General features: G+C 74.3%; 16 protein-coding genes and 2 pseudogenes. 6 read left to right on the forward strand and 12 right to left on the reverse strand.

Features of this window, described 5'->3' with window-relative positions; all coding sequences use genetic code 11:
* The first annotated feature begins 40 nt into the window (after positions 1-40).
* Positions 41-733 carry a hypothetical protein gene (locus tag QQY24_RS13215; RefSeq protein ID WP_301972889.1) on the forward strand — a complete coding sequence of 231 codons (693 nt, stop codon included), beginning with the start codon at positions 41-43 and terminating at the stop codon, positions 731-733.
* Positions 734-935: 202 nt separating this feature from the next.
* On the opposite strand, the gene QQY24_RS13220 is transcribed toward QQY24_RS13215, so the two are convergent.
* Positions 936-1,244, reverse strand: coding sequence for a WXG100 family type VII secretion target (locus QQY24_RS13220; RefSeq protein WP_301972890.1), 309 nt, complete (start codon positions 1,242-1,244; stop codon positions 936-938).
* Between the two features lie 303 nt (positions 1,245-1,547).
* Here QQY24_RS13220 and QQY24_RS13225 point away from each other — a divergent pair, with 303 nt between their 5' ends.
* A complete protein-coding gene (locus QQY24_RS13225; RefSeq protein ID WP_301972891.1) occupies positions 1,548-6,251 on the forward strand; it encodes an FtsK/SpoIIIE domain-containing protein in 4,704 nt (1,567 codons plus the stop codon).
* A 113-nt stretch (positions 6,252-6,364) separates the two neighbouring features.
* Here the strand turns inward: QQY24_RS13225 and QQY24_RS13230 are convergent, their stop codons facing one another.
* A complete protein-coding gene (locus QQY24_RS13230; protein ID WP_301972892.1) occupies positions 6,365-7,213 on the reverse strand; it encodes a menaquinone biosynthetic enzyme MqnA/MqnD family protein in 849 nt (282 codons plus the stop codon).
* 284 nt (positions 7,214-7,497) lie between these two features.
* On the opposite strand from QQY24_RS13230, the gene QQY24_RS13235 reads away from it, so the two are divergent.
* Positions 7,498-7,701, forward strand: a complete 204-nt coding sequence (locus tag QQY24_RS13235) for a cold-shock protein (protein WP_003974443.1) — start codon at positions 7,498-7,500, stop codon at positions 7,699-7,701.
* Between the two features lie 159 nt (positions 7,702-7,860).
* Here the strand turns inward: QQY24_RS13235 and QQY24_RS13240 are convergent, their stop codons facing one another.
* Complete coding sequence (locus QQY24_RS13240) at positions 7,861-8,397, reverse strand: helix-turn-helix domain-containing protein (protein WP_301976232.1); 537 nt, start codon at positions 8,395-8,397, stop codon at positions 7,861-7,863.
* A gap of 534 nt (positions 8,398-8,931) precedes the next feature.
* Between QQY24_RS13240 and QQY24_RS13245 the strand changes: the two genes are divergently transcribed.
* A complete protein-coding gene (locus tag QQY24_RS13245) occupies positions 8,932-9,123 on the forward strand; it encodes a hypothetical protein (protein WP_301972894.1) in 192 nt (63 codons plus the stop codon).
* 137 nt (positions 9,124-9,260) lie between these two features.
* Here QQY24_RS13245 and QQY24_RS13250 read toward each other — a convergent pair whose 3' ends face one another.
* From QQY24_RS13250 to QQY24_RS13275, 6 genes and pseudogenes are all read right to left on the reverse strand, one after another.
* Positions 9,261-11,393 carry a tetratricopeptide repeat protein gene (locus tag QQY24_RS13250; RefSeq protein WP_301972895.1) on the reverse strand — a complete coding sequence of 711 codons (2,133 nt, stop codon included), beginning with the start codon at positions 11,391-11,393 and terminating at the stop codon, positions 9,261-9,263.
* 224 nt (positions 11,394-11,617) lie between these two features.
* A pseudogene (locus QQY24_RS34760) lies at positions 11,618-12,163 on the reverse strand (BTAD domain-containing putative transcriptional regulator); the annotation flags it as partial.
* A gap of 284 nt (positions 12,164-12,447) precedes the next feature.
* Positions 12,448-13,242, reverse strand: coding sequence for an AfsR/SARP family transcriptional regulator (locus tag QQY24_RS13260; RefSeq protein ID WP_301972896.1), 795 nt, complete (start codon positions 13,240-13,242; stop codon positions 12,448-12,450).
* Positions 13,243-13,354: 112 nt separating this feature from the next.
* Positions 13,355-14,173, reverse strand: a complete 819-nt coding sequence (locus tag QQY24_RS13265; RefSeq protein WP_301972897.1) for a hypothetical protein — start codon at positions 14,171-14,173, stop codon at positions 13,355-13,357.
* Positions 14,174-15,338: 1,165 nt separating this feature from the next.
* Positions 15,339-17,237 carry a long-chain fatty acid--CoA ligase gene (locus QQY24_RS13270; RefSeq protein WP_301976233.1) on the reverse strand — a complete coding sequence of 633 codons (1,899 nt, stop codon included), beginning with the start codon at positions 17,235-17,237 and terminating at the stop codon, positions 15,339-15,341.
* A gap of 423 nt (positions 17,238-17,660) precedes the next feature.
* A complete protein-coding gene (locus tag QQY24_RS13275; protein ID WP_301972898.1) occupies positions 17,661-18,959 on the reverse strand; it encodes an acetyl-CoA C-acetyltransferase in 1,299 nt (432 codons plus the stop codon).
* Positions 18,960-19,049: 90 nt separating this feature from the next.
* Between QQY24_RS13275 and QQY24_RS13280 the strand changes: the two genes are divergently transcribed.
* Positions 19,050-20,351: a 3-oxoacyl-ACP reductase gene (locus QQY24_RS13280; RefSeq protein ID WP_301972899.1), complete on the forward strand. Its 1,302-nt coding sequence runs from the start codon at positions 19,050-19,052 to the stop codon at positions 20,349-20,351.
* Positions 20,351-21,264: pseudogene (locus QQY24_RS13285) on the forward strand (MaoC/PaaZ C-terminal domain-containing protein). Before QQY24_RS13280 ends, QQY24_RS13285 begins: the two are co-directional and overlap by 1 nt.
* On the opposite strand, the gene QQY24_RS13290 reads toward QQY24_RS13285, so the two are convergent.
* From QQY24_RS13290 to QQY24_RS13300, 3 genes are all read right to left on the reverse strand, one after another.
* The gene (locus QQY24_RS13290; protein WP_301972900.1) at positions 21,261-21,911 is read right to left on the reverse strand and encodes a TetR/AcrR family transcriptional regulator; all 651 of its coding nucleotides are present in this window, start codon (positions 21,909-21,911) and stop codon (positions 21,261-21,263) included. The pseudogene QQY24_RS13285 and the gene QQY24_RS13290 overlap by 4 nt on opposite strands.
* A 56-nt stretch (positions 21,912-21,967) precedes the next feature.
* Positions 21,968-22,267, reverse strand: a complete 300-nt coding sequence (locus tag QQY24_RS13295) for a DUF4229 domain-containing protein (RefSeq protein WP_301972901.1) — start codon at positions 22,265-22,267, stop codon at positions 21,968-21,970.
* A 112-nt stretch (positions 22,268-22,379) separates the two neighbouring features.
* Positions 22,380-22,904 carry a GNAT family N-acetyltransferase gene (locus QQY24_RS13300; RefSeq protein WP_301972902.1) on the reverse strand — a complete coding sequence of 175 codons (525 nt, stop codon included), beginning with the start codon at positions 22,902-22,904 and terminating at the stop codon, positions 22,380-22,382.
* Positions 22,905-23,050: the final 146 nt, after the last annotated feature.

Genomic DNA, 23,050 nt, shown 5'->3' on the forward strand with positions numbered 1-23,050 from the left:
GAGGCTTCCCTCGGCGAGCGACACGGAAGGTGGAACGGGTTTGTCCAGGAGCACCGACCACACTCTGCGGAACCGGCTCGGCGTCGTCCCGGACGCCGCGGCCTGGTGCACGATCGGCAAGATCCCCGAGCCGCCCACGGACGTTCACCGGGCTGCCGGATCCGGGCCCTTGCGGCCCGCTTTCATGAGACCGCTCGGCATACTCGGCGTTGTCCTGGCAGCGCCCCTGATGTCCGTCGCCAAGGTGCTCAGTCTCCTTGCCTCGGGCGAAGAGGCTCTCAAGCGTCTGCTGTCGACGAAAGAGGAACGCGACCGGGCCCGCGCCAAGGGCCTCGACACCAAGCGTCGTGACGCGGCCATCCTGGAACGCGGCCTCGACAAGACCTTCGACGGCGACTGGACCGGGGCCGCCGGCCGCTTCCTCCTTCAGTGGTACAGCCATTCCTCCCACCATCAACGATTCGTCGTGCTCGCCCAGGGCCGCATCCTGCTGGCCGCACCGCCCAAGCGGGTGTCCGTCCGCCGGGACGATCGCATGCGGGTCGTCGCCGAAATTTCCGCCGGAGACGCCGTCCTTGAGGACCCGCTCCCGGCGTTCGAGAACGACAAGCTGCTCCTCCGCTTCAAGGACGGCTCGTGGCTGACCTTGACGAGTGAGGAGTGGCGCAGCGATTTGCACATGTATCTGATGCGCCATCCGCGGCCTGACGGGATCCGAGGTGCCGAAGCCTGACAGCCGGGTGTGACGGAGTATGCTGCGCGCTCCGTCAACACCCGGCAGCACATGGAGCGCGCGCTCTTCTTGATGCGTGAAAGATCAGCTGTCTGGTCCGACATGTCCCCCGCCAAGACTTCGGGAAAAGCTCCGCAACGGGACCGTCGGTGCAGTGATCGGACGCCACCGCACCGACGTGCCCAGTGTGAACCGGACCTGACTAACCCCTCGCCTGCTGCGCCAGTTGCTCGTCCAGCTGTTCGTACGCTTCCTTGGCCTTCTTCAGGAAGTCGGACAGGCCGTGCAGGCCGTGGATGGTCTTGGCGGCACCCTTGGTGAACTCCTTGACGGAGTCGTCGTAGGCACCGGAGGCCTTCTGGGTGGTGAAGCCCTGTTCGACCAGGTTCGCGACCCGCTTCTCGATGTTCTTGATCTTGTCTTCCAGGTCGTGCATGTCCTTGATCAGGTCACCCGCGACCTTCTCCATCTCGGCATAAGTAAGGTCCGCGTCCTTGCCGCTCTTGCCCATGGCCGATCTCCCTCCCGTTCGCCGTCGCCGCAGGGACCGCCCCCGTGGCTCGCTCCTGCGGACCGGACCGGTCCGGCACCGGCACGCGGGCCGAGCAGCCCGACCGTCCGCACGAGCGAAGATCTTACGGGTGGGGCCCCTCGCACCGCAGGGCTGCGGTGCGAGGGAATGGTGAACCGCCCGGCTCCCGCTGCCCCGGCAAAGCCCGGCCGGTTAAGGTCGCTTGCAGTCGCTTCCACCCTGTGGAGCGTCACCAGTGTTCCGCGTTCCGGGGGCGGCCTCGGCCGTGCGAGGAGGACGAGCGTGCGCCTGAGTCTGACCGTCGTCGACCCGGTCGGGGGAACCGGCGCCGATGTGGTGCTCGACGCCGACCCCGAGTCCACGGTCGGCGACGTCGTCCGGGAACTGGGACGGCACGTCGGTCTGCACCACGGGAACGGCGGCGGAGAGGACGGCGGCGGAAGGGAAAGCCGGAACGCCACCGCCACCGGCACCGGCACCGCCACCGGCGATGGCGGCGGTGCGCGGGTCATTCCGTTCGGGGCGCCCCGCCACGGTGCCGGAGCAGCGGACGGGGCGGCCGGTGCCGCCGGTACAACCGGTACGACCGGTACGGTCCCGCCCGCCCGTCCGGCCGGTCCGCCCGCCTACGTCGACGGGTACGCCCTCGACCCCGCCGCGACCGTCGTCGGATCACCGCTGCGCGACGGCGCCGTCGTCAGCCTGCGCGACCCGGCCGGGTGCCTCCCCGGGGAGCCGGCCGGCGTCGTGGAGTTCCGCGTGGCCGGCGGACCCGCGGCCGGTGCCGTGCACCGGCTGGGGGTGGGGCGCTACGACATCGGCCGCGGGGCCGCCGCCCACCTGCGCGTCGACGACCCGGAACTGCCCTCCCGCGCCGCCTCGCTGGCCATCGCCATCGACGGCACCTGCACGGTCGCCCTGCACACCGGCGACGGCGCCGTCCGCCTGGACGGCGAGGACTTCACCGGCGGCGAGTGGCCGCTGGGCGCCCAGTTGGCCCTGGGCAACACGCTGCTGGAGATCACCGCCTACACCCCGCCCGACGCGGCCCTGAAGTGGTCCGAGGACGGGGTGGGGCTGGACTACAACCGGCCGCCCCGGCTGCGCCCGGCCGAACGCCGGACCCACTTCGCGCTGCCCAACCCGCCCGGTGAGTACGAGGCCCGGCCCCTGCCCTGGCTGATGGCGCTGCTGCCGCTGGTCGGGGCCGTGGTGTCGGTGCTGGTGTTCGGGCGGTGGTACTACCTGATCATGGCGCTGATGAGCCCCGTGATGCTCCTCGGCAACTACTTCATGGACAAGAAGCACGGCCGCAAGTCCCACGCCAAGCAGGTCAAGGAGTACAAGGAGCACAAGGCGCGGATCGAGGAGGACGCCCGGGACGCCCTGGTCGCCGAGCGGGCCGACCGGCGGCAGGCCGCTCCCGACCCCGCCGCCGTCCTGACCTTCGGCACGGGGCCGCGCACCCGCCTGTGGGAGCGGCGCCGCACGGACGCCGACCACCTGCTGCTGCGCTTCGGCACCGGGCGCCTGCCCTCCGACGTCGAGCTGGACGACCCGCAGCAGGACGAACACCGGCGCAGGGTCCGCCGGCACATCGAGGACGCCCCGGTCGCCCTGTCGCTGCGGGACCTCGGCGTCATCGGCATCGCGGGCCCCGGTGACTCCGCGCAGGCGCTGGGCCGCTGGGCGGTCGCCCAGTGCGCCGTGCTGCACAGCCCCTTGGACGTGCAGGCCTACGTGCTGACCGAGAACGACGCCGGTCCGCGCTGGGACTGGGTGCGCTGGCTGCCGCACGCCCGGCCGCCCGGCGGGCAGGACGTCAACGTGCTCGTGGGCACCGACTCCGAGACCGTCGGAGCGCGCGTCGGCGAGCTGACCCAGCTGCTCGACGCCCGGCAGAAGGCGCTCCGGCAGGGCGGGCGCAACAAGGCCGACGGCCCGGCCTTCTCCGACCCGGACATCGTCGTCGTCTGGGACGGTTCCCGGCGGCTGCGGTCGCTGCCGGGTGTCGTCCGGTTGCTGCGGGAGGGCCCGGAGGTGGCCATCCGCTCGATCTGCCTGGACGCCGAGGAGCGGTTCCTGCCCGGCGAGTGCCAGGCGGTGGTCGTCGCCGAGCCGCGGGACGGCGCGGAGTTTCCCGCCGCCGTCCCCGCTGCGGACCGGCCCGCCGGGGGCTTCCCCTCCTTCCAGGCCTGGCACCCGGCCGTCCGGCACGACGGGGAACAGACCGGGCGGGAGCCGGAACTGCGGCTGCGCGTGGAGCAGAGCGGGGCACCGCGCAAGCAGGACGTCCGGCCGGACTTCGTCTCCGCCGCCTGGTGCGCCCGGCTGTCCCGCGCCCTGTCCCCGCTGCGCGACATCAGCGGGGAGAGCCAGGACTCGGCGCTGCCGGCCGCGAGCCGGCTGCTGGACGTGCTCCGGCTGGAGCCGCCGACCGGTGACGCCGTCGCGGCACGCTGGCGGGCCGGCGGGCAATCGACGCTGGCGGTGATCGGTGAGTCCTACGACGGGCCGTTCGGCATCGACCTGCGCCGGGACGGGCCGCACGGCCTGATCGCCGGTACGACGGGTTCGGGCAAGTCGGAGCTGCTGCAGACCATCGTGGCGTCGCTTGCGGTGGCCAACACGCCGGAGAACATGACCTTCGTGCTGGTCGACTACAAGGGCGGCTCGGCGTTCAAGGACTGCGTGAAGCTCCCGCACACCGTCGGCATGGTCACCGATCTCGACGCCCACCTGGTCGAACGCGCCCTGGAGTCGCTGGGCGCGGAGCTGAAGCGGCGCGAGCACATCCTGGCCGCCGCCGACGCCAAGGACATCGAGGACTACCAGGACCTGGTGCGCAGGAATCCCGCGCACGCGCCCGTCCCCCGGCTCCTCATCGTCATCGACGAGTTCGCCTCCATGGTGCGCGACCTGCCCGACTTCGTGACCGGACTGGTCAACATCGCCCAGCGGGGCCGCTCCCTCGGCATCCACCTGCTGCTGGCCACCCAGCGGCCGAGCGGTGTGGTCTCCCCCGAGATCCGGGCCAACACCAACCTGCGCATCGCCCTGCGCGTGACCGACGCCGGCGAGTCCACCGACGTCATCGACGCGCCCGACGCCGGGCACATCTCCAAGAGCACGCCGGGCCGCGCCTACGTCCGGCTGGGCCACGCCTCGCTGATCCCGTTCCAGTCCGGCCGCGTCGGCGGCCGGCGGCCGGGTGCGGCCGACCCGCGGACCCTCGCGCCCTGGGCGGCCCCGCTGACCTGGCAGGACCTGGGGCGCGCCGCGCTGCGCAAACCCCGGACCGAGGCCCGCGAGGACGAGGAGATCACCGACCTGAAGGTACTGGTGGACGCCGTCCGGGAAGCCGACCGGGCGCTGGGCATCCCGGCGCAGCACTCCCCGTGGCTGCCCGCGCTGGACGACACCCTGCTGCTCGACGACGTCCCGCCGGTGCGCGCCCAGGGTGCGCTGCCCGCGGCCCCGTTCGGTGTGGAGGACCTCCCGGCCGACCAGGCCCGGCGTCCGGTGGCGGTGGACTTCGCCACCTTCGGCCACCTCATCGTCGCCGGCGCCCCGCGCACCGGCCGTTCCCAGGTGCTGCGCACCATCGCCGGTTCGCTGGCCCGCACCAACTCCTGTGCCGACGTGCACCTGTACGGCATCGACTGCGGCAACGGCGCCCTCAACGCGCTGACCCGGCTGCCGCACTGCGGTGCCGTCGTCGGCCGCAACCAGCTGGAGCGGGTCGAGCGGCTCATGGCCCGGCTGTCCGGCGAGCTGACGCGCCGCCAGGACCTGCTGGCCGACAAGGGGTTCGCGGACATCGGGGAGCAGCGGGCCGGCGTCCCGGAGGACGAACGGCTGCCGCACGTCGTGCTGCTGCTGGACCGCTGGGAGGGCTGGCTGCCCACGCTCGGCGAGCACAACCACGGCGACCTGACCGACCAGGTCATGGTGATGATGCGCGAGGGCGCGAGCGTCGGCATCCACCTGGTCATCACCGGTGACCGGCAGCTGCTGGCCGGGCGCATCTCCTCGCTCACCGAGGACAAGTACGGTCTGCGGCTCGCCGACCGCGGCGACTTCTCGATGCTGGACATCAACGCGCGCAAGGTGCCCGAGGAGATCCCGCCGGGCCGTGCCTTCCGCGGCGAGACGGCCGCCGAGACGCAGTTCGCGCTGCTCGCCGGGGACACCACCGGCCAGGGACAGGCCGCCGCGCTGCTGGCGATCGGCGAGGCGGCCGCGGCGCGGGACGCCGCGGTGCCGCGCTCCCGGCGCCCGTTCCGGGTCGACGTGCTGCCGAGCCGGATCTCCTTCGCGGACGCGTGGGCGATGCGCGACCCGGCGACGGCCTCCTCCCGGTTGTGGGCCCTGGTGGGCGTCGGCGGCGACGAACTGACCGCGCTCGGGCCGGACCTGGCCCGGGGCGTGCCGGCGTTCGTGATCGGCGGTCCCGCCAAGTCCGGGCGCTCCACGGTGCTGCTGAACTTCGCCCGCTCCTGCCTGGAGCAGGGCGTGCGGCTGGTCGTCGCGGCGCCCCGCCCGTCCCCGCTGCGCGAACTCGACGGCCGGGACGGCGTCCTGAAGGTGTTCACCGGCCGTGACGTCGACGAGGACGAGCTGACGGAGGCCATCGCGTCGGCCACGCCGCAGGACCCGGTCGCCGTCCTCGTCGACGACGCCGAGGTGCTGGAGGACTGCGACGCCGAGGACGTGTTCAAGCGGATCGTGGAGCGCGGGACCGAGGAGGGGCTGGCCCTCGTCATCGCCGGTGACGAGGACGAGATCTGCGGCGGCTTCTCCGGGTGGCAGGTCGACGCGAAGAAGGCCCGGCGCGGCATCCTGCTGTCCCCGCAGGAGTCGGGCTCGGGCGAGCTGATCGGCATCCGCACGACGCGGAGCATGGTCGGCGGCCCGGTCACGCCGGGCCGGGGCATGCTGCACCTGGGCGGCGGCGAGCACGTGACCGTGACGACACCCCTGTAGCCGGGCGCGGGAGCCGAGCGGGCTCCCGCAGCTCTGCGGCGCCCGGGCACCCGCGGCCCCGCGGCGCCCGCGGCACCGGGCGTCGCGCCGTCCCCGGCGGGCCGCCCCGGCGCCTACGGCTGGAGCAGGTCGACCTTCACGTCCGCGGGGAACCCCGTCGTCGGCCCCACCCGGCGGGCGAACTCCGCAACCGCCTCCAGCTGCGGCGCGCCGAAGCTGAAGTCCAGGGTGGTGAAGTACTGGGCGAGGGTCGCCTCGTCGAAGGACTCCCAGCGGGCGGCCTGCTCGGCGACCTTGCCGACCTCCTCCAGGGAGAGGTTGCGGGAGGCGAGGAAGGCCTCGTGGACCTTGCGGGTGATGAGCGGCTCGCGCTCCAGGTAGTCCCGGCGGGCCGCCCACACCGCGAAGACGAACGGCAGGCCCGTCCACTCCTTCCACAGCGCGCCGAGGTCGTGCACGTCGAGCCCGTAGCGAGGGCCGTCGTGGAGGTTGGCGCGCAGGGCCGCGTCGCCGATGAGGACGGCGGCCTCCGCCTCCTGCATCATCAGGCTGAGGTCGGGCGGGCAGGTGTAGTAGTCGGGCCGTACGCCGTAGCGCTCGGCGAGCAGCAGCTGGGCGAGCCGGACCGACGTGCGCGAGGTCGAGCCGAGGGCGACCCGGGCGCCGTCCAGCCGGTCGAGGGGGACCTGCGAGACGATCACGCAGGACATCACCGGGCCGTCGCAGCCGACGGCGATGTCCGGGAAGGCGACCAGGTCGTCGGCGTTGCGCAGGAACTCCACCAGGGTGACGGGCCCGATGTCGAGGTCACCGCGCACGAGCTGCTCGCTCAGCTTCTCCGGGGTGTCCTTCGTGAGCCGGAGGTCGAGGAGCGTGCCGGTTCTCGCGAGCCCCCAGTAGAGGGGCAGGCAGTTCAGGAACTGGATGTGGCCGACGCGCGGCCGGGTGCGTGAAATGTCCACATCGCGAGACTAGACCCCGTCCGGTGCGGTGCCGGGACCGGCTCCCCCCGCTCCGCCCGCCCGGCGGTTCAAACATTCGGGTGACGTGATCTTGGCCTCTGTTGCATTCGGCGGGCTGCGTGCTAGGCTCGCCGCAAGTTGCAGTTTGGTTTCCCTTGCAGTACAGAGCCTGCGGAGCATGTAACCGCGGGCTCTCGTCGTATTCAGACGATTGCAGTTGTGCAGCACCGTACGCACGTGCAGGTTCTGGAGCAGGGCAACCCTTTTGAGCCCAAGGAGGGCTTATGGCTACCGGAACCGTGAAGTGGTTCAACGCCGAAAAGGGCTTTGGCTTCATCGCCCAGGAGGGCGGCGGCCCCGACGTCTTCGTCCACTACTCCGCGATCAACGCGCAGGGTTTCCGTTCTCTCGAGGAGAACCAGCAGGTCTCCTTCGACGTCACGCAGGGCCCGAAGGGTCCTCAGGCGGAGAACGTCACCCCCGTCTGATCACTGCCTGATCGCAGAACCTGAGTGCAGTACCCAAGGAGCCCCGCGCCGTGAGGCGACGGGGCTCCTGCCTTTCGGCCGCCCACGGCGGACCGCCGCTTTCGGCCCCGTGAATGCCCGGTGAATTCCCGGCGCGGCCCGCCCCTTCCCTCCCTCGCGTCACACGTGCTGCATGACGAGGACGAATGTCGTGCCCGCCGCCAAAGCCTCGTAGGAATGGGGCACGTCCCCGCGACAGGACATGTAGTCGCCGGGTCCCAGTTCCACCTCCGCCCCCACCGGTCCCGCCTTCACCCGGCCCGTGCCGACGATCAGGTGTTCCACCGTGCCCGGGATGTGCGGTTCGGACAGGCGCGCCGCGCCCGGCTCCGCCCGCAGGTGGTAGACGTCGCGCCGGGCCCCGGGCGGACTGGCCGACAGCAGGGTGGCGACGAAGTCCGCCTGTTCGGAGGCGACCGCCGGACCCTCCCCCGCCCGGACCACCCGAACGCTCGGCGCGGGCGGCTCGACCAGCGTGCCGAACGGCACCCCGAGGGCGACCCCCAGCGCCCAGATCGTCTCCATGCTCGGGTTCCCGCTCGCCGCCTCCAGCTGGGAGAGCGTGGACTTGGCGATGCCGGCGCGCTTGGCCAGCTCGGACAGGGACAGCCCGGCGCGGGTGCGCTCGCGCCTGAGGGACGCGGCGATCCACTCCAGCGGAAGGCGGGCGGGGGGGCCGGCCGGGCCGCGCGGCCGGCGCCGCCCCCTCCGGGACGCAGCGACATGCCGGTGTCCGTGGCGCCGGGGCTCACCGCGTCGATGCGCACGTCGTCCTCGGCGCGGGTGCGGGGCGGCGACCCGGGTGAGGCCGCCGGGGGCGGCCGGGGTGCTCACGGGCGGCCCCGGAGGCGGTGCGGGCGGGGCCCGGCTGCCGGCGGACGCCGGGCGCCGGGCGCCGCCCGGCGCCGGCACGGTGCGGCAGCCCGCGGAACGGCGCGGCACGTCCGTCCCGCAGGCCTTCCCGTTCGCCCGGACGCTGCCCGATACCGGTTCGATCCCTGCCCGCACCTCTTCTGACCTGCGACTCAGCCCCACCAGGAACGATTGAAACCAGGATTACCAGGAGTGCGACCTGTTCCGGTAACCAGTGGGGACGGTACGGGTATCGCTTCCCCGGAGCATCGGTTCCGGAAGTCGGGGAAAGCCCGGCGACCGGAATCCGATCCTTCTCTGACCTGGGGGCTCACGGCTATGCGCACCTTCGCACTGCGTACGAAGACGGTCCTGGCGGCCCTCACCGGTGTCGGTGTCCTCGCGCTCGGCGCGGCCACCGCCGTGCCGGCGACCGGCGTGCAGCACACCCTGATGCACATCGCCTCCGGTCTGACGGGCCAGGACGCGCACTCCGGCCGGGTCCTGGCCGACGACCGCATGCCCGGCTGATCCGCGGACGGCACGTCGAGGCACCCCGCAGCGACGGCACCGGCCGGGCCCACCCCCCGCCGGTGCCGTTCTCCGTGAACGGCACCGGCACTCCGGCGGCGGCACGGACCCGCCCGCCGCCCGGAGCGCCCGGCGCCCTACAGCCGCCGTCCCGGCTCCGTCACGCCCATCGCGTCGTACAGCGCGCCGGCCGAGCGCTGGTACTGCTCGGCCGCCGGTCGGTCGCCCAGCAGGCGGGCCGCCTCGGCCATGCCGTGCAGGGCGCGGGCCATCTCGATGCGGTAGCCGAGGCGGGAGGCCAGCTCGTGGGCACGGCGGTGCAGTTCCATGGCCCGCTCCGGGGTGCCGGCGCGCGAGTGGATCACGCCCACCACGTTCACCACGGCCGACTGGCGCAGGACCGTGCCCCCGGCGGTGACCAGGTCCAGGGCGCGTTCGGCGTGCTCCTCGGCCGAGCGGACCTCGCCGAGGCGCTGGCAGACGCGGGCCCAGTGCGCCAGGACGAAGGCGACGTTGCCGGGCTGGCGGGACTCGTCGCACAGTTCGAGCGCCTGGGACAGACAGGCCCGGGCCCGCTCGTCCTCGCCGGTGCCGAGGTGGGCCAGCGCGAGGTAGGTGAGCGAGTGGATCTCGTTGCCGCGTTCGCCGAGGCGCCGGTTCAGTTCGGTGGCCCGGGCCGCGTGCCGGGCGGCGTCGGCGTGGTGGCCCGTCCAGGTCTCCACCGAGCTGAGGTTGGCCAGCGCCTCCGCCTCCAGCCGGTGGGCGCCCAGCGACCGGTGCAGCTCGACGCCCCGGGTGAGCTGCTCGCGGGCCTCGTCGAAGTTGCCGATCGCCCCGTGCAGCAGGCCGAGCACCTCGATGCAGAAGGCCTCGGTGCGGCGGTCGCTGCCGCCGATCAGCTCCAGGGCCTCCTGGGCGGAGGCGATGCCGTCGTGGAAGTCGCCCAGCCACCAGTGGCCCACGGCCAGGTTGGACAGGCTCAGGCTGAGCAGCACCGGGTCGTCGAGCTCCCGGCAGGCGCTGACCGCGATGCGGTTGACGATCCGGAACTCCTCGTAGTGGCCGCGCAGGTGGAGGTAGAACAGCACATTGCGGGCCAGCAGGGCGGCCGTGCGGTGCAGGCCCTGGGCACCCGCCTGCGCGACGACCGCGAGCAGTGCCTCGTGCTCCCGGTCGAACCAGCGCAGCGCCTGCTCGTAGTCGGTCAGCCGGGGCAGCTCGGCGGCGTCCGACGCGGGCGGGTCGTTGTAGCGGTTGCGGCCGGGGAAGAGTAACTCGCAGGCGTGGTCGGTGGCCAGGGTGTAGTAGCCGACCAGCCGCTCGACCGCGCCCTCCTCGTCGTCCTCGGCCTCCCGCACGCTCATCGCGTACGTGCGCACCAGGTCGTGGAAGCCGTACAGCCCCGCCTCCTGCTGCTCCAGCAGGTGCGTGTCGAGCAGGGACTCCAGCAGGTCCTCGGCGTCGTGGACGTCCATGCCGAGCAGCGCGGCGGCCGACTCGACGTCGATGGCGCTGCCGGGGTGCAGGCCGAGTAACCGGAACGCGGCGCGCTGGTCCTCGTCCATCGCCTGGTACGACAGCCGGAGCGTGGCCTCGACGCTGCGCTCCCCGGCGCTCAGCTCACGCAGCCGCCTGGTCTCGTCGGCGAGCCGGTCGACCAGGTACTGCACGGTCCAGCGGGGCCGGTTGCGCAGCCGGGCGGTGGTGATGCGCAGGGCCAGGGGGAGGCCGCAGCACAGGCGGGTGAGGTGGTCGACGGCCTGGGGTTCGGCACCGGTGCGGTCGGCGCCGAGCATGCGGGTGAGCAGGGTGGCGCTGTCGTCGTCGGAGAGGAGGCCGAGGGAGAGCCATTCGGAACCGTCGAGGTCGAGCATGCGGACGCGGCCGGTGAGGATGGTCAGGCAGTCCTCGGAGGCGGGCAGCAGGGGCCGTACCTGGGCGGCGTCGGCGGCGTTGTCGAGGAGGAGCAGGAGTTTCCGCTGGGCGGAAACGGTCCTCCATAATGTGGTGCGCCTCTCCAGGTCGTCCGGGATGCGGTCGTCGGGGACGCCGACGGTGCGCAGCAGGGAGTGCAGCACGGCGCCGGGTTCCTGCGCCTTCTCGCCGGGGCTGAATCCGCGCAGGTCCACGAAGAGCTGTCCGTCGGGGTAGTCGACGGTGAGCTGGTGGGCCGCGTGCACCGCGAGGGCCGTCTTGCCGCTGCCGCCCATGCCGTCCACGCCGACGATCCGGGTGCCCTGGCCGACCGGGGCCCGGCCGGCCTCCAGCACCCGGGCCAGTTCCTCGTCCCGGCCGGTGAAGTCCGGCAGGTCGTAGGGCAGGGTGCAGGGCGCGGGGCCGGCCTCGGGGGGGCCGTGAGCGGCGCGGGCGCGAGGTGGGCGGCGCGGTCGGCCACGGACTGCGGCAGCCGGGGGGCGACCTCGGGGCTGTCGCGCAGGATGGCCTCGTACAGCCGGGTCAGTTCGGCGCCCGGGTCGATGCCCAGCTCCTCGACGAGCAGTTCGCGCACCCGGCCGAACTCCTCCAGCGCCTCCGCCTGCCGCCCGGCCCGGTACAGCGCGAGCATCAGCCGCCCGCGCAGCGTCTCCCGCAGCGGGTGCGCGGTGACCAGTTCGCGCAGCGGGCCGATCAGTTCACCGGACTCGCCGAGGTCGAGCTGCAGTTCGAAGTACTGCTCGGCGACCGCCATGTGCCGTTCCTCCAGCGCGGCGGAGGCGGCGGTGATCACCGAGCCGCCCGCGCCGGCCATGACGGGCCCGCGCCACAGGTCCAGGCAGGTGCGCAGGTGGACGACCGCCTCGGCGGGCCGCCCGGCGGCCATCGCCTGCCGGGCCTCGCCCGCACGGCGGGTGAACTCGTGCAGGTCCAGCTGGTCCTCGGTGAGGACGGCCCGGTACCCGGACCCGTCGGTGAGGATCAGCGAGGCGCCGCCGGGGATGCGGGTGCGCAGCGCTGCCACGGCCTTGCGGATCTGGTGCCCGGCGGTCTGCGGCGGATCGTCGTCCCAGGCCGCGGCCACCAGCCGGGGCATGGGCACCATGCGCCCCGGCTCCAGCAGCAGGGTGACGAGGACGCGTTCCTGGGTGGGGCTGCCGAGTCTCAGCCGGTGCTGTCCGTGCCAGCCTTCCAGCGAACCTAGGATGTTGAACCGCACGCCGGGCGAACCGGACGCCGCCGACTCCACGAACCCGCACCCCCCGCCCCGTCACGTTGGCCAGCCCGAGATGTTCGGGACAATCCTAGGTTGTACCCGAACAAGCCGCACCGGTAGGCGACTTAGCCTTACCGGCGGGACGCGTCAGTGCTGTGACCAGCTAACCACCTTCACGCCGGCTGGAGGAGGGGGCTTCGCGCCTCGCCGGTCAGGGCGGGGTCGTGGCAGAGGATGGCGTTCTCCACCCGGCGCAGGGACGGGGAGGGCTGGATGCCGAGTTCGTCGTCCAGGTGGCGGCGCATCCGGCGGAAGACGTCCAGGGCGTCGGCCTGCCGTCCCGAGCAGTACAGGGCGATCATCAGCTGCTCGCAGAAGCGCTCGCGCAGCGGGTGGTTGGTGTGGGCCTCGGTCAGTTCGGCGAGGACGGCGGCGTGCCGGCCGAGCCGCAGCTCGGCGTCGAAGCGCAGTTCCATCGCGCGCATCCGGTACTCCTCGTAGCGGACGCCGGCGAGCTGGCACAGCGTCCCGCCCGAGAAGCCGCCGAAGACGGGACCGCGCCACATCGCGAGCGCGTCCCGGAGCATCCGCGCGCTGTGCGCCGCGTCGGCGGGATCGGCCGACTCGGCGTGCCGTACGACCTTGACGAACTCGGCCGCGTCCAGTTCGCCCTCGGCCACGGTCAGCCGGTAACCGGAGGGGTGGATGGTCACCCGGGGGGACGACCGCCCCGGTTCGAGGGCACGCAATTTCCGGCGTAGCCGGCTGATGTGGGCCTGCAGCGCGTTGGCCTGGTTGTCGGGGACGGCATCACCCCACATCTCCTCGACCAGGCTCTCCCCGGACACCGCCTGTCCCTCCGTGACCAGCAGCGTCTGCACGAGAGTGCGCTGCAGGTCACCGGAGATCTCGGCGGGGCCGGACAGGGTACGGATCTGCAGTGCCCCGAGGATCGAGAACTTCAGCATCCTGACTCCGCCTCCCGTTGATGTCGCTGGCGTCGTCGTCCTTCTTCCGGCGACGTATCAACGGTGCGGCCGACTCATACCGGATCGTTCCCGATCCGTTCCCGGCTCCCGGTCACGGCACGTCCGCGACGACCAGCGGCTTCAGCGCGTCCAGCCGCCGCTGCACCCCTTCGGGCGAATCGGCGTCCACGACGAGGTACCCCGGACGGCCGGCCGCCGGCGGCGACACGTGCCGCACCTGCGGCAGGGCCGCCACCTCCGCGGCCTCCAGCCGCCACGGCCCGCACAGCACGGCCGCCGCGGCGAACCGGTTCGGCCGCACCGCGTCGACCAGTTGTCCGGCCAGCACCTGCAGGGCCCCGGCCGTCAGGTCGAACCCGCCGGCCACCCTGATCAGCTCGGGCACCGGATCGTCCGCGAGTCCCGGCCGGCAGCCGGTGATCACCGGTCCGCGCCGGGTCAGCGCGATGCCGGTGTGGGCCGGCCCGTACTGGTACCCGGCCAGGTCCAGCAGCCCGGTCACCACCGCGCGCACCTCGGCCGCGGTGTCGTCCGTCACCGGCGCGGGGTGCAGCAGGCCGTACGGCATCCGGGCGGTGATCCCGACGGTCTGGTGCATGCCGTGGACGCTCAGCGTCTCCACGGTCAGCCGCGGATCGTCGGGCGCGACTTCGCCGCCGCCGGGCAGGAGCCGGTTGTCGCGGACCAGCCGCTGTACCGCTTCCGGGTCGGACAGCATCCTGAGGGCCCGGGCCGGATTGACGCACAGCCCGGCCTCGGCGGCCTCGGCGAGGGGCACCCGCAGCGCCGACTCGTCATGTGCGTCGACCTGGGCCGAACGCACTTGAACACCCGAGTGTGCGGCCTCGTGGAGGAGTCGCTGGTCCGGGTTCAGCAGGAAGATCCGGCGGACGTCTTTGTCTTCTTTCATGCCTCTGCTCGTAGGACGGAGTCGGCGAGGGTGGAAAGGCAGGCTATGAGGAGGCGTTACCGATCCGGTCCCGACCCGGTCCCGGTTCCGCTTCCGGGAAGGCCGGCCGGGTGGCCGCGCGGGAGGCGGGGCGGGCGTCGGCGGGGGGGTTGCCCGGAGTCGCGGGCGTGGAGGGCGGCCGGGCGGGTGGTGTCCGCCGGGCGTCCGCCGTCCTCCCCACCGCTGCGGCCCGATGTGGACCAGGCGGGTTGCTCGGTGTTCATCGCTCTCCCAGCAGTTGCTCGATCAGGACCGGGGATTCCGTCGGGCCGGGTGCCACCGCGCATGAGCCCGTGGCGGTTCACGGCCTCGCGGCGGGTCCGCGATCGGCCGCGGACGCCCCCGCACCCGCGGGTACCCGGCCGGTACGCGCTCCTCGGGGGGCAGCGGGCCGAACGGCCCGTCCGCCCGGGGCGGTTCGCCGGCCCGCTCCGCGGCCGGGATCCGGCCGGGGCCACGGCCCACCGGCCGGCCGGACGCCTTCCGGCCGTCCCCGCCCCGCCCGCGGAGCGACGTGGGCCGCCCGCCGGGCACGGCGGGGACCACCACGGAGCCGCCGGCCCGCGCGGGCGCCCCGGCCCGCGTTCCCGTTCCTCCGTCACGCCCATCCTCCTGGTCACGGCCGACGGGGCGTACACACGCCGTACGACCCTCGTACCACTACTCGTAGTCGTGAGGCCACCCCTGGCCAGGGTAGGGAAAACCGGCCATTCCCGGCGACGTGAACGCAGAAATCCCCCCTCCCCGCGGCCGAACCGCTCCAGCGGCCGGGAGCCGCCCCGCGCGGTGTCCGGCCGACCGCGAACCGGCCCACCACCTGGGGGCACCCGCACGACGGCGACGTGGCCGGTCCCGCGCGGCACCTCGCGGGCGGCGGACGCGGCCACCCACGGTCGTGCGCCCGGACGGGACGTCGCACCGCGGCCGCTGCCCCTGCCGCCGGGGGACACCCTGCGTGCCGGAGCGAACGGCGCGCGGGGCGGGCGCCCGCCGGCGGTTGCCGGCGCGGGGCCCGCGGGGCGGGGGCGGCCGGGGGCCGGTGCCCGCCCGGGTGCCGGCGTCGCCGTGGGGGTGCGGCGGCGGACCGCGGGCAGGGCGGTGCGGGCGGAGGTGGGACTGCCGTGGCTCACCCCTCGTACAGCCTCTCCACCTCCTGCGCGAAGTCGCGCAGGATCTGCTCGCGGCGGAGCTTCATCGACGGGGTCAGGTGGCCCGCCTCCTCCGTGAAGTCCACGGGCAGGACGGCGAAGCGGCGGATGGACTCGGGGCGGGAGACCGTCTCGTTGGCCTCGTCCAGGGCGCGCTGCAGGACGGCCCGCAGCTCGGGGTCCTCGACCAGGAGTTCCGCCGGCACCGGATGCTTGCCGATCATCCGGCGCCAGTGGGTGATGCCGGCGGGGTCGAGGGTGAGCAGGGCGGCGACACAGGGGCGGCCGTCGCCGACGAGCATGCACTGGGAGATCAGCGGGTGCCGGCGCAGCCGGTTCTCCAGCGGGGCCGGGGCGACCGACTTGCCGCCCGCCGTGATCAGCATCTCCTTCTTGCGGCCGGTGATGGTGAGGTAGCCCTCGTCGTCCAGCTCGCCCAGGTCGCCGGTGGCCAGCCAGCCGTCCCGGGTGGCCGGGACGATCCCGCCGGCCCCCGGGTCCCAGTAGCCGCGCAGGACGTGGTCGCCGGCGATGAGGACCTCGCCGTCCGCCGCGACGCGCACCCGGGTGCCGGGCATGGGCCAGCCGACGGTGCCCAGGCGGGGCTTGAGGGGCGGGGTGAGCGTCGAGGCGCCGGTGGTCTCCGTGAGGCCGTAGCCCTCGAAGACCTCGATGCCGGCGCCGGCGTAGAAGGCGGCCAGGCGCCGGCCGAGCGGGGAGCCGCCGCAGATGGCGTGCCGCACGCGTCCGCCCATCGCGGCCCGGATGCGCCGGTAGACGAGGGAGTCGTAGAAGGAGCGGGCCGTCCTCAGCGCCCGGCCGGGTCCGCCGCCGGTGCCGGTCTGCCGGGCCTCCAGCGCCTCGCCGTAGCGCACGGCCACGTCGGCGGCGCGGTCGAAGACGGTCGCCCTGCTGCCCGCCTCCGCCTTCGCGCGGGCGGAGTTGTAGACCTTCTCCAGCATGTAGGGGATGGTGAGCAGGCAGGTCGGCCGGAACGCGGCCAGGTCCGGTAGCAGGTCCTCCGCCTTCAGGCTCGGTGCGTGGCCCAGGCGGACGCGGGCCCGCACGCAGGCGATCGCCACCATCCGTCCGAAGACGTGGGACATCGGCAGGAACAGCAGGACCGACACCTCCTCGGACGGCCGCGCCCTGAAGACCGGGTGCAGGAGTTCGATGGCGTTGTCGACCTCGGCGAAGAAGTTGCCGTGGGACAGGGCGCAGCCCTTGGGGCGGCCGGTGGTGCCCGAGGTGTAGATGAGCGTGGCGAGGGTGTCGGGGCCCAGCACCCCCCTGCGGACGCCGACCTCGCCGTCCGGCACCTGCGCGCCCAGTTCGCCCAGGCGCTCCACGTGCCCCTTCTCCATCACCCACAGGTGCCTCAGGTCCGGCATGCGGCCGAGTTCGGGGCCGATCGCGGCGGCCTGGCCGACGGTCTCGGTGATCAGGGCCACGGCGCCGGAGTCGTGCAGGATCCAGCGGGTCTGGTAGAGGGAGGAGGTCGGGTAGACGGGGACGGTGACCAGGCCGGCGGCCCAGGCGGCGAAGTCCAGCAGCGTCCACTCGTACGTCGTGCGGGCCATGATCGCGATCCGGTCGCCCGGCACCAGGCCCTCCGCGATGAGCCCCTTGGCCACGGCGAGGACCTGCGCGGCGAACCCGGCCGCCGTCACGTCCGCCCAGCGCCCGTCGGGCAGCCGCCGGCTGAGCACGATCGCGGCGGGATCCTCCTCGGCGTTGTCGAACGGCAGGTCGGCGAGGGAACCGTGGGTCACCGGGGGCGCGAGGGGCGGCACGTACGCCTCGCGCACGGCGCCGTCGAGCCGCTGGGTGCGGGGCGCCACGAGGACGGGGCGGCCGTCGTCGCCGGTGGCCGGCACCGGGGTGCCGGAGGAGGCGGGGGCGGCGCGGACGACGGCGCCGGAGGGGGCGGGAGCACCGGGGGCACCGTGGGCGACGAAGGGCTGCGGGTACGGGGTCGGCACGGGCGGCTCCTCGGGCGTGCGACGGTGCACTGACCGGCGGTGGCCTCGGCGCGCCGGTCACCGACGGCCGGTCAGGCGATCGTACGGCGTCGCTGTGGGGGGCGTGTGCGGGTTCCGGGAGGGTCCGGAGCCGGGGATGTGCAACGTCGGCGCACCGGGTTCGCCGGCTCGCCCGGCCCCGTGACCAGACGGCTCCCGCACCGGAGCGGGGGCGGGGCGGCTCCCGCCGCAGCCGTCCGCCGGCGCTCCGCCCGCCGTCCGGACGGACGGGTGAGTGGGTGAGTGGGTGAGTGGGTGGGTGGACGGACGAGCGATGGCCTACGGCCGTTCCAGGATCGCCGTCACGCCCTGGCCCCCCGCCGCGCAGAGGGAGATCAGGCCCCGGCCCGGCCCCTCCCGCTCGGACAGCAGCTTCGCCAGGGTCGCCACGATCCGCGCCCCCGTCGCCGCGAAGGGGTGCCCCGTGGCCAGCGACGACCCGGCGACGTTCAGCCGGGCCCGGTCCACCGGGGCCAGCCCCGCCTTCTCCCAGGCGGCCAGCGTCGCCAGCACCTGGGAGGCGAAGGCCTCGTGGACCTCGATCAGGTCGAAGTCGGACAGGTCCAGGCCGGTGCGCTCCAGCATCCGCGGCACCGCGTGGGCCGGGGCCATCAGCAGGCCGTCCTCGCCGCCGGCCACGTCCCCGTGCACGAAGTCCACGGCCGCCGTCTCGTACGCCGTCAGGTACGCGAGCGGTTCCAGCCCGCGCGCCCCGGCCCACTCCTCGCTCGCCAGCAGGACGAGGGCGGCGCCGTCGGTCAGCGGGGTGGAGTTGCCCGCCGTCATGGTCGGCTCGGGGTCCCCCAGGCCGAACACCGGCTTGAGCGCGGCCAGTTTCTCCGGTGTGGAGCCGGGACGGAGGTTCTGGTCGCGGGCCAGGCCCCGGAAGGGGACGACCAGGTCCTGGAAGAAGCCCCGTTCGTACGCCGCCGCCAGCCGCTGGTGGCTGGCGGCGGCCAGTTCGTCCTGGGCCTGCCGGGTGATGCCCCAGGCGCGGGCGGTCACGGCCGCGTGCTCGCCCATCGACAGGCCGGTGCGCGGCTCGGCGTTGCGCGGGATGTCGGGGACCAGGTGGGAGGGGCGGACCTGGGCGAGGGCCCGCAGGCGGGCGCCGGCCGACCCGGCCCGGCGGGCCTGGAGGAGGATGCGGCGCAGCCGGTCGTTGACGCCGAGGGGCGCGTCGCTCGCGGTGTCCGCACCGCCGGCGACCGCGGATTCGGTCTGGCCCAGGGTGATCTTGTTGGCGGCGGCGACGACCGCCTGGAGCCCGGTGCCGCAGGCCTGCTGGATGTCGTAGGCGGGGGTGCGCGGATCGAGCCGGGAGCCGAGGACGGTCTCGCGGGCCAGGTTGAAGTCCCGGCTGTGCTTGAGGACGGCGCCGGCGACGAACTCGCCCACCGCGCCCGGCTCCCGCAGGCCGAAGCGCTCGGTGAGCCCGTCGAGGGCGGCCGTCAGCATCTCCTGGTTGGAGGCGGTGGCGTAGGGGCCGTCCGAGCGGGCGAAGGGGATGCGCGCACCGCCGATCACCGCGACCCGGCGGGCCCGCGGGGGCTCCAGAGGGCGCTCAAGGGGACTCATCTCGACCTGCTCCTCACCCGCGACATAGACTTACCTCCGGTAACCTTACTGCAGAGTAAGCACATGGGACCCAGTCGTGTGGGAGTTGGCATGGCGGACCGCTACCTGAGCTTCACCGGCACGGCACCCGGCCGGTTCCTGACCAGGCGGCTGGGTCTGCCCCAGCCGGCCGAGCTGCACCGCTGGTCGGCCGAACAGCCGCGGCTCAGGGGTGAGTTGCTGCACCTCACGGCCGGGCGGTCCACCCTCGCCCTCTCCCCCGTCCTGGCCCGTACGGGCCTCACCCCGGGCAGCGCCCGCCCCGCCGCGGTCGTCCTGGACGCCACCGGCGTGGCGGACGTCGGCGCGCTCGACGGGGTGCACGCGGCCCTGCACCCCGTCGTACGGTCCGTCGTCCCGAGCGGCCGGGTCCTGGTGCTGGGCGCCCCGCTGGACCCCGAGGACCACCACCAGTGCGCCGCCCAGCAGGCCCTCGAGGGCTTCACCCGCTCGCTCGGCAAGGAGATCGGCCGGGGCCGGACCGTGAACCTGCTCCGGCTGGGCGACGCGGCCGCCGCCGAGTCCACCCTGCGCTTCCTGCTCTCCCCCCGGTCGGCGTACGTCAGCGGCCAGGTGATCGAGGTCGGGTCCGGCACGGTCACCGCCCCCGCCGACTGGGACGAGCCGCTGGCCGGGCGGACCGCCCTGGTCACGGGCGCCGCGCGGGGCATCGGCGAGGCCGTCGCCGGGACGCTGGCCCGGGACGGCGCCCGTGTCGTCGTCCTCGACGTGCCCGCCGCCGAGGCGGACGCCCGCCGGGTCGCCGAACGGATCGGCGGCACCGCCCTCGCCCTGGACGTCACGGCCGCCGACGCGGGCGAACGGATCGCCGCCGCCCTCCCCGGCGGCCTGGACGTACTGGTCCACAACGCGGGCATCACCCGCGACCGGCGCCTGGTCAACATGCCCGCCGACCGCTGGGGCCCGGTCCTGGAGGTGAACCTGGGCAGCGTGCTGCGCACGACCGACGACCTGCTGGCCCGGGGCGTCCTGCGCCCCGGCGGCCGGATCGTGGCCACCGCCTCCATCGCCGGGCTCGCGGGCAACGCGGGCCAGACCAACTACGGCGCCGGCAAGGCGGGGATCGTGGGTCTCGTACGGTCCCTCGCGCCGCGCGCGCTCGCCGGGCACGGGGTGACGGTGAACGCGGTGGCGCCCGGGTTCATCGAGACGCGGATGACGGCCGCGGTCCCGCTGCTCATCCGCGAGGCCGGGCGCCGGATGAACTCCCTGGCCCAGGGCGGACTGCCCGCCGACGTCGCCGAGACCACCGCCTGGCTCGCCCACCCGGCCTCCGGCACGGTCAACGGCCAGGTCGTCCGCGTGTGCGGCCAGAGCCTGCTGGGGGCGTGATGACCGACGTCACCCTGCGCTCCGCGCCCGCGCTGGCCCCCCTGCTGGTCCGGGGCGCCCTGCGCTCCCCGTTCAAGCGCCCCGGCCCGGAGGCGGACTTCCCGCGCACCCGGCTGGTGCTGCCCCGCCTGCGCGTCGACCGGTCCCGGACGGCCGCCTACGCGCGGGTCTGCGGCTTCACGGACCCGGCGGACACCCTGCCGGTCACCTACCCGCACGTCCTGGGCTTCCCGCTGGCCATGCGCCTGATGAGCGGACGCGGCTTCCCGCTGCCCCTGCTCGGCCTGGTCCACACCTCGATCGGGATCGTCCGCCACGCCGCCCTGCCGACCGCCGGGACCTACGAACTGGCCGTGCGCGTCGCCGCACTGGCCCCGCACCACCGGGGCACGGAGGCGACGGTGGTCACGGAGCTGCGCGCGTCCGGGGAGCCCGTGTGGGAGTCCCGCAGCACCTACCTGGCCCGCCACCGCACGGCCGGCGCCGCCCCGGCCGCCCCCGGGAGGAGTCCGGCGACCCGCTGCCCGCCCGGGCCGAGTGGCGCCTCCCCGGCGACCTCGGCCGCCGCTACGCCGCCGCCTCCGGCGACCGCAACCCCATCCACCTGCACCCCCTCACCGCCCGCCCGTTCGGCTTCCCCCGCGCCATCGCCCACGGCATGTGGACGGTCTCCCGCTGCCTGGCCGCCCACCCGGTCCCCGCCGCGGCGGACATCCGGGCCCGCTTCCGCGCCCCGGTCCTCCTCCCGGGCGCGGTGACCTACGGCGCGGACGGCGCGGGCGGCTTCGAACTGCGCGGCGGGACCGGCCGGCTGCACCTGACCGGCGAGGTGCGGCCGCTGCGGGACCGGGGTCTTCCGGGTGGACCGGGCCGGACCCCGCGGACCCGGCAGGATCCGGACGAGGGGCCCTAACCCCCGGGCTGCGGCGGGGTCCAGGGCCTGGCGTCCATCAGGTTGCCCAGGCCGGCCCAGGCGAAGTTCATCAGGGTGGCAGCCGCCTGCCGGGCGGTGACGGTGCGCGCGGTGTTGGCCCAGGCGGCCAGCGACTCCGCGGCACCGACCAGGGCCTCGGCCAGGCCCGCGACCTCGTGCTCGGGCAGGTCGGGGTCGCGGTGGGCCTCGCGGGCGGCGACCGCGATCAGCTCGGTCACGAAGGCGACGATCTCCGCGCGCATCGCGTTGACCTCGGCCGCGAAGGTCTCGCCGTGGGTGCGGGCCTGGATGTGCAGCACCGACCAGCCGTCGGGGTGCTCGGCGGTGTGCGCGAAGAACGCCCGCAGTCCGTCCCACAGCTGGCGGTCGGCGGGCAGCCCCGGCCGCACGGCGGTGCGGACCGCGTCGGCCAGCGCCGCGGCCTCGCGGCGGATGCACGCGGTGAAGAGGTCTTCCTTGGAGTTCAGGTACAGGTACACCAGCGGCTTGGACACGCCCGCCAGTTCGGCGATCTCGTCCATCGACGCGGCCATGTACCCGCGCCGCCCGAAGATCCGGACGGCGGCGTCGAGCATCTGCTGCTCCCGCATCGCACGCGGCATCCGTTTGGTCCTCACCGCACCCATGGGGCAAGCCTAGTTGGGGAGCGGGGCCGGCGGGTGACGCGCGGGGGGGCGGTCGGTCAGGAGGCCCGGCCCTGGGCACGGGCGCCGTCGTCGGCCCCGTCCTCCTGGCTGCGGCTGGCCTCCAGGTTGGCCTTCATCCGGTCGACCTTGTGCACGATCTGCACCGAGGCCCGGTCCCGCTCGCCGCGCAGCGCCACCCAGCTGATCGGCGCCGACAGCACCAGGGACAGCAGCAGCACCCACAGGAAGTTGGAGTCGCCGAAGCCGCGCGGGAAGATGCCGGAGTAGACGGCTCCCCAGACGACCACGAGGCAGCCGACGAAGATGCCGAGGCGCATCAGCGTGTAGCGGAGCATCTCAATCCACTCTTCCGTGTCGTACGGTCCGAAACCCCAGCAAGGGGCACCGTCCAGTGAAGCACGCCCCGCCACCGGTCCCGGCGGCGGGTGGGACGCCCGCGCCAGGTCCTCACAGGAGCGGCAGCAGCATGGTGACGTCGTCGCGGTCGTCGCCGGGGGCGACCCGGATGGCGCCGGGCACCCGGCCGACCTCCTTGTAGCCGCAGGAGGCGTAGAAGCGCTCCAGGCCCAGTCCGCCCCGGCAGGTGAGGCGGACGGCCTCGATGCCGTCGAAGGAGCGGGCCGCGTCGGCGGCCGCCGCGAGCAGGTCGCGGCCGTGTCCCCGGCCCTGGTGCTCCGGGTGGACCATCACCGTGTACAGCCACAGCCAGTGCCCCATCAGCCGGTGGGTGTTGGAGGTGAGGAACGCGGTCGCGGCCACCCGGCCCGTCCCGTCGTGCCCGGTGAGCAGCCGGGTGCGCCCCTCGGCCATCGCGACCATGTGCTTGACCAGCTCCGGGCGGACGTCCTCGCGCGTCACGGGCGGGACGAAGCCGACCGAGCCGCCCGCGTTGGACACGTCGGTCCACAGGTCGAGGATGCCGTCGCGCAGGGCGGGGGTGACGGCCGGGTCCAGGGTGAACGTAAGAGGCACTCGGCCATGGTAACCATTACCCCTACGGGTGCACGGCCGTCCGCGGGCCGGACACCGGCCTCCGGCGCGCCCGCTCCCGGCCGCCCGTCCGCGGCAGCGCCGACGGGTGGCCGGTGGGCACGGGCCGCCGCGGACGCCCCGCTCCG

Origin of the sequence: Streptomyces sp. TG1A-8 (assembly GCF_030499535.1) — a bacterium.
Lineage (GTDB): Bacteria > Actinomycetota > Actinomycetes > Streptomycetales > Streptomycetaceae > Streptomyces.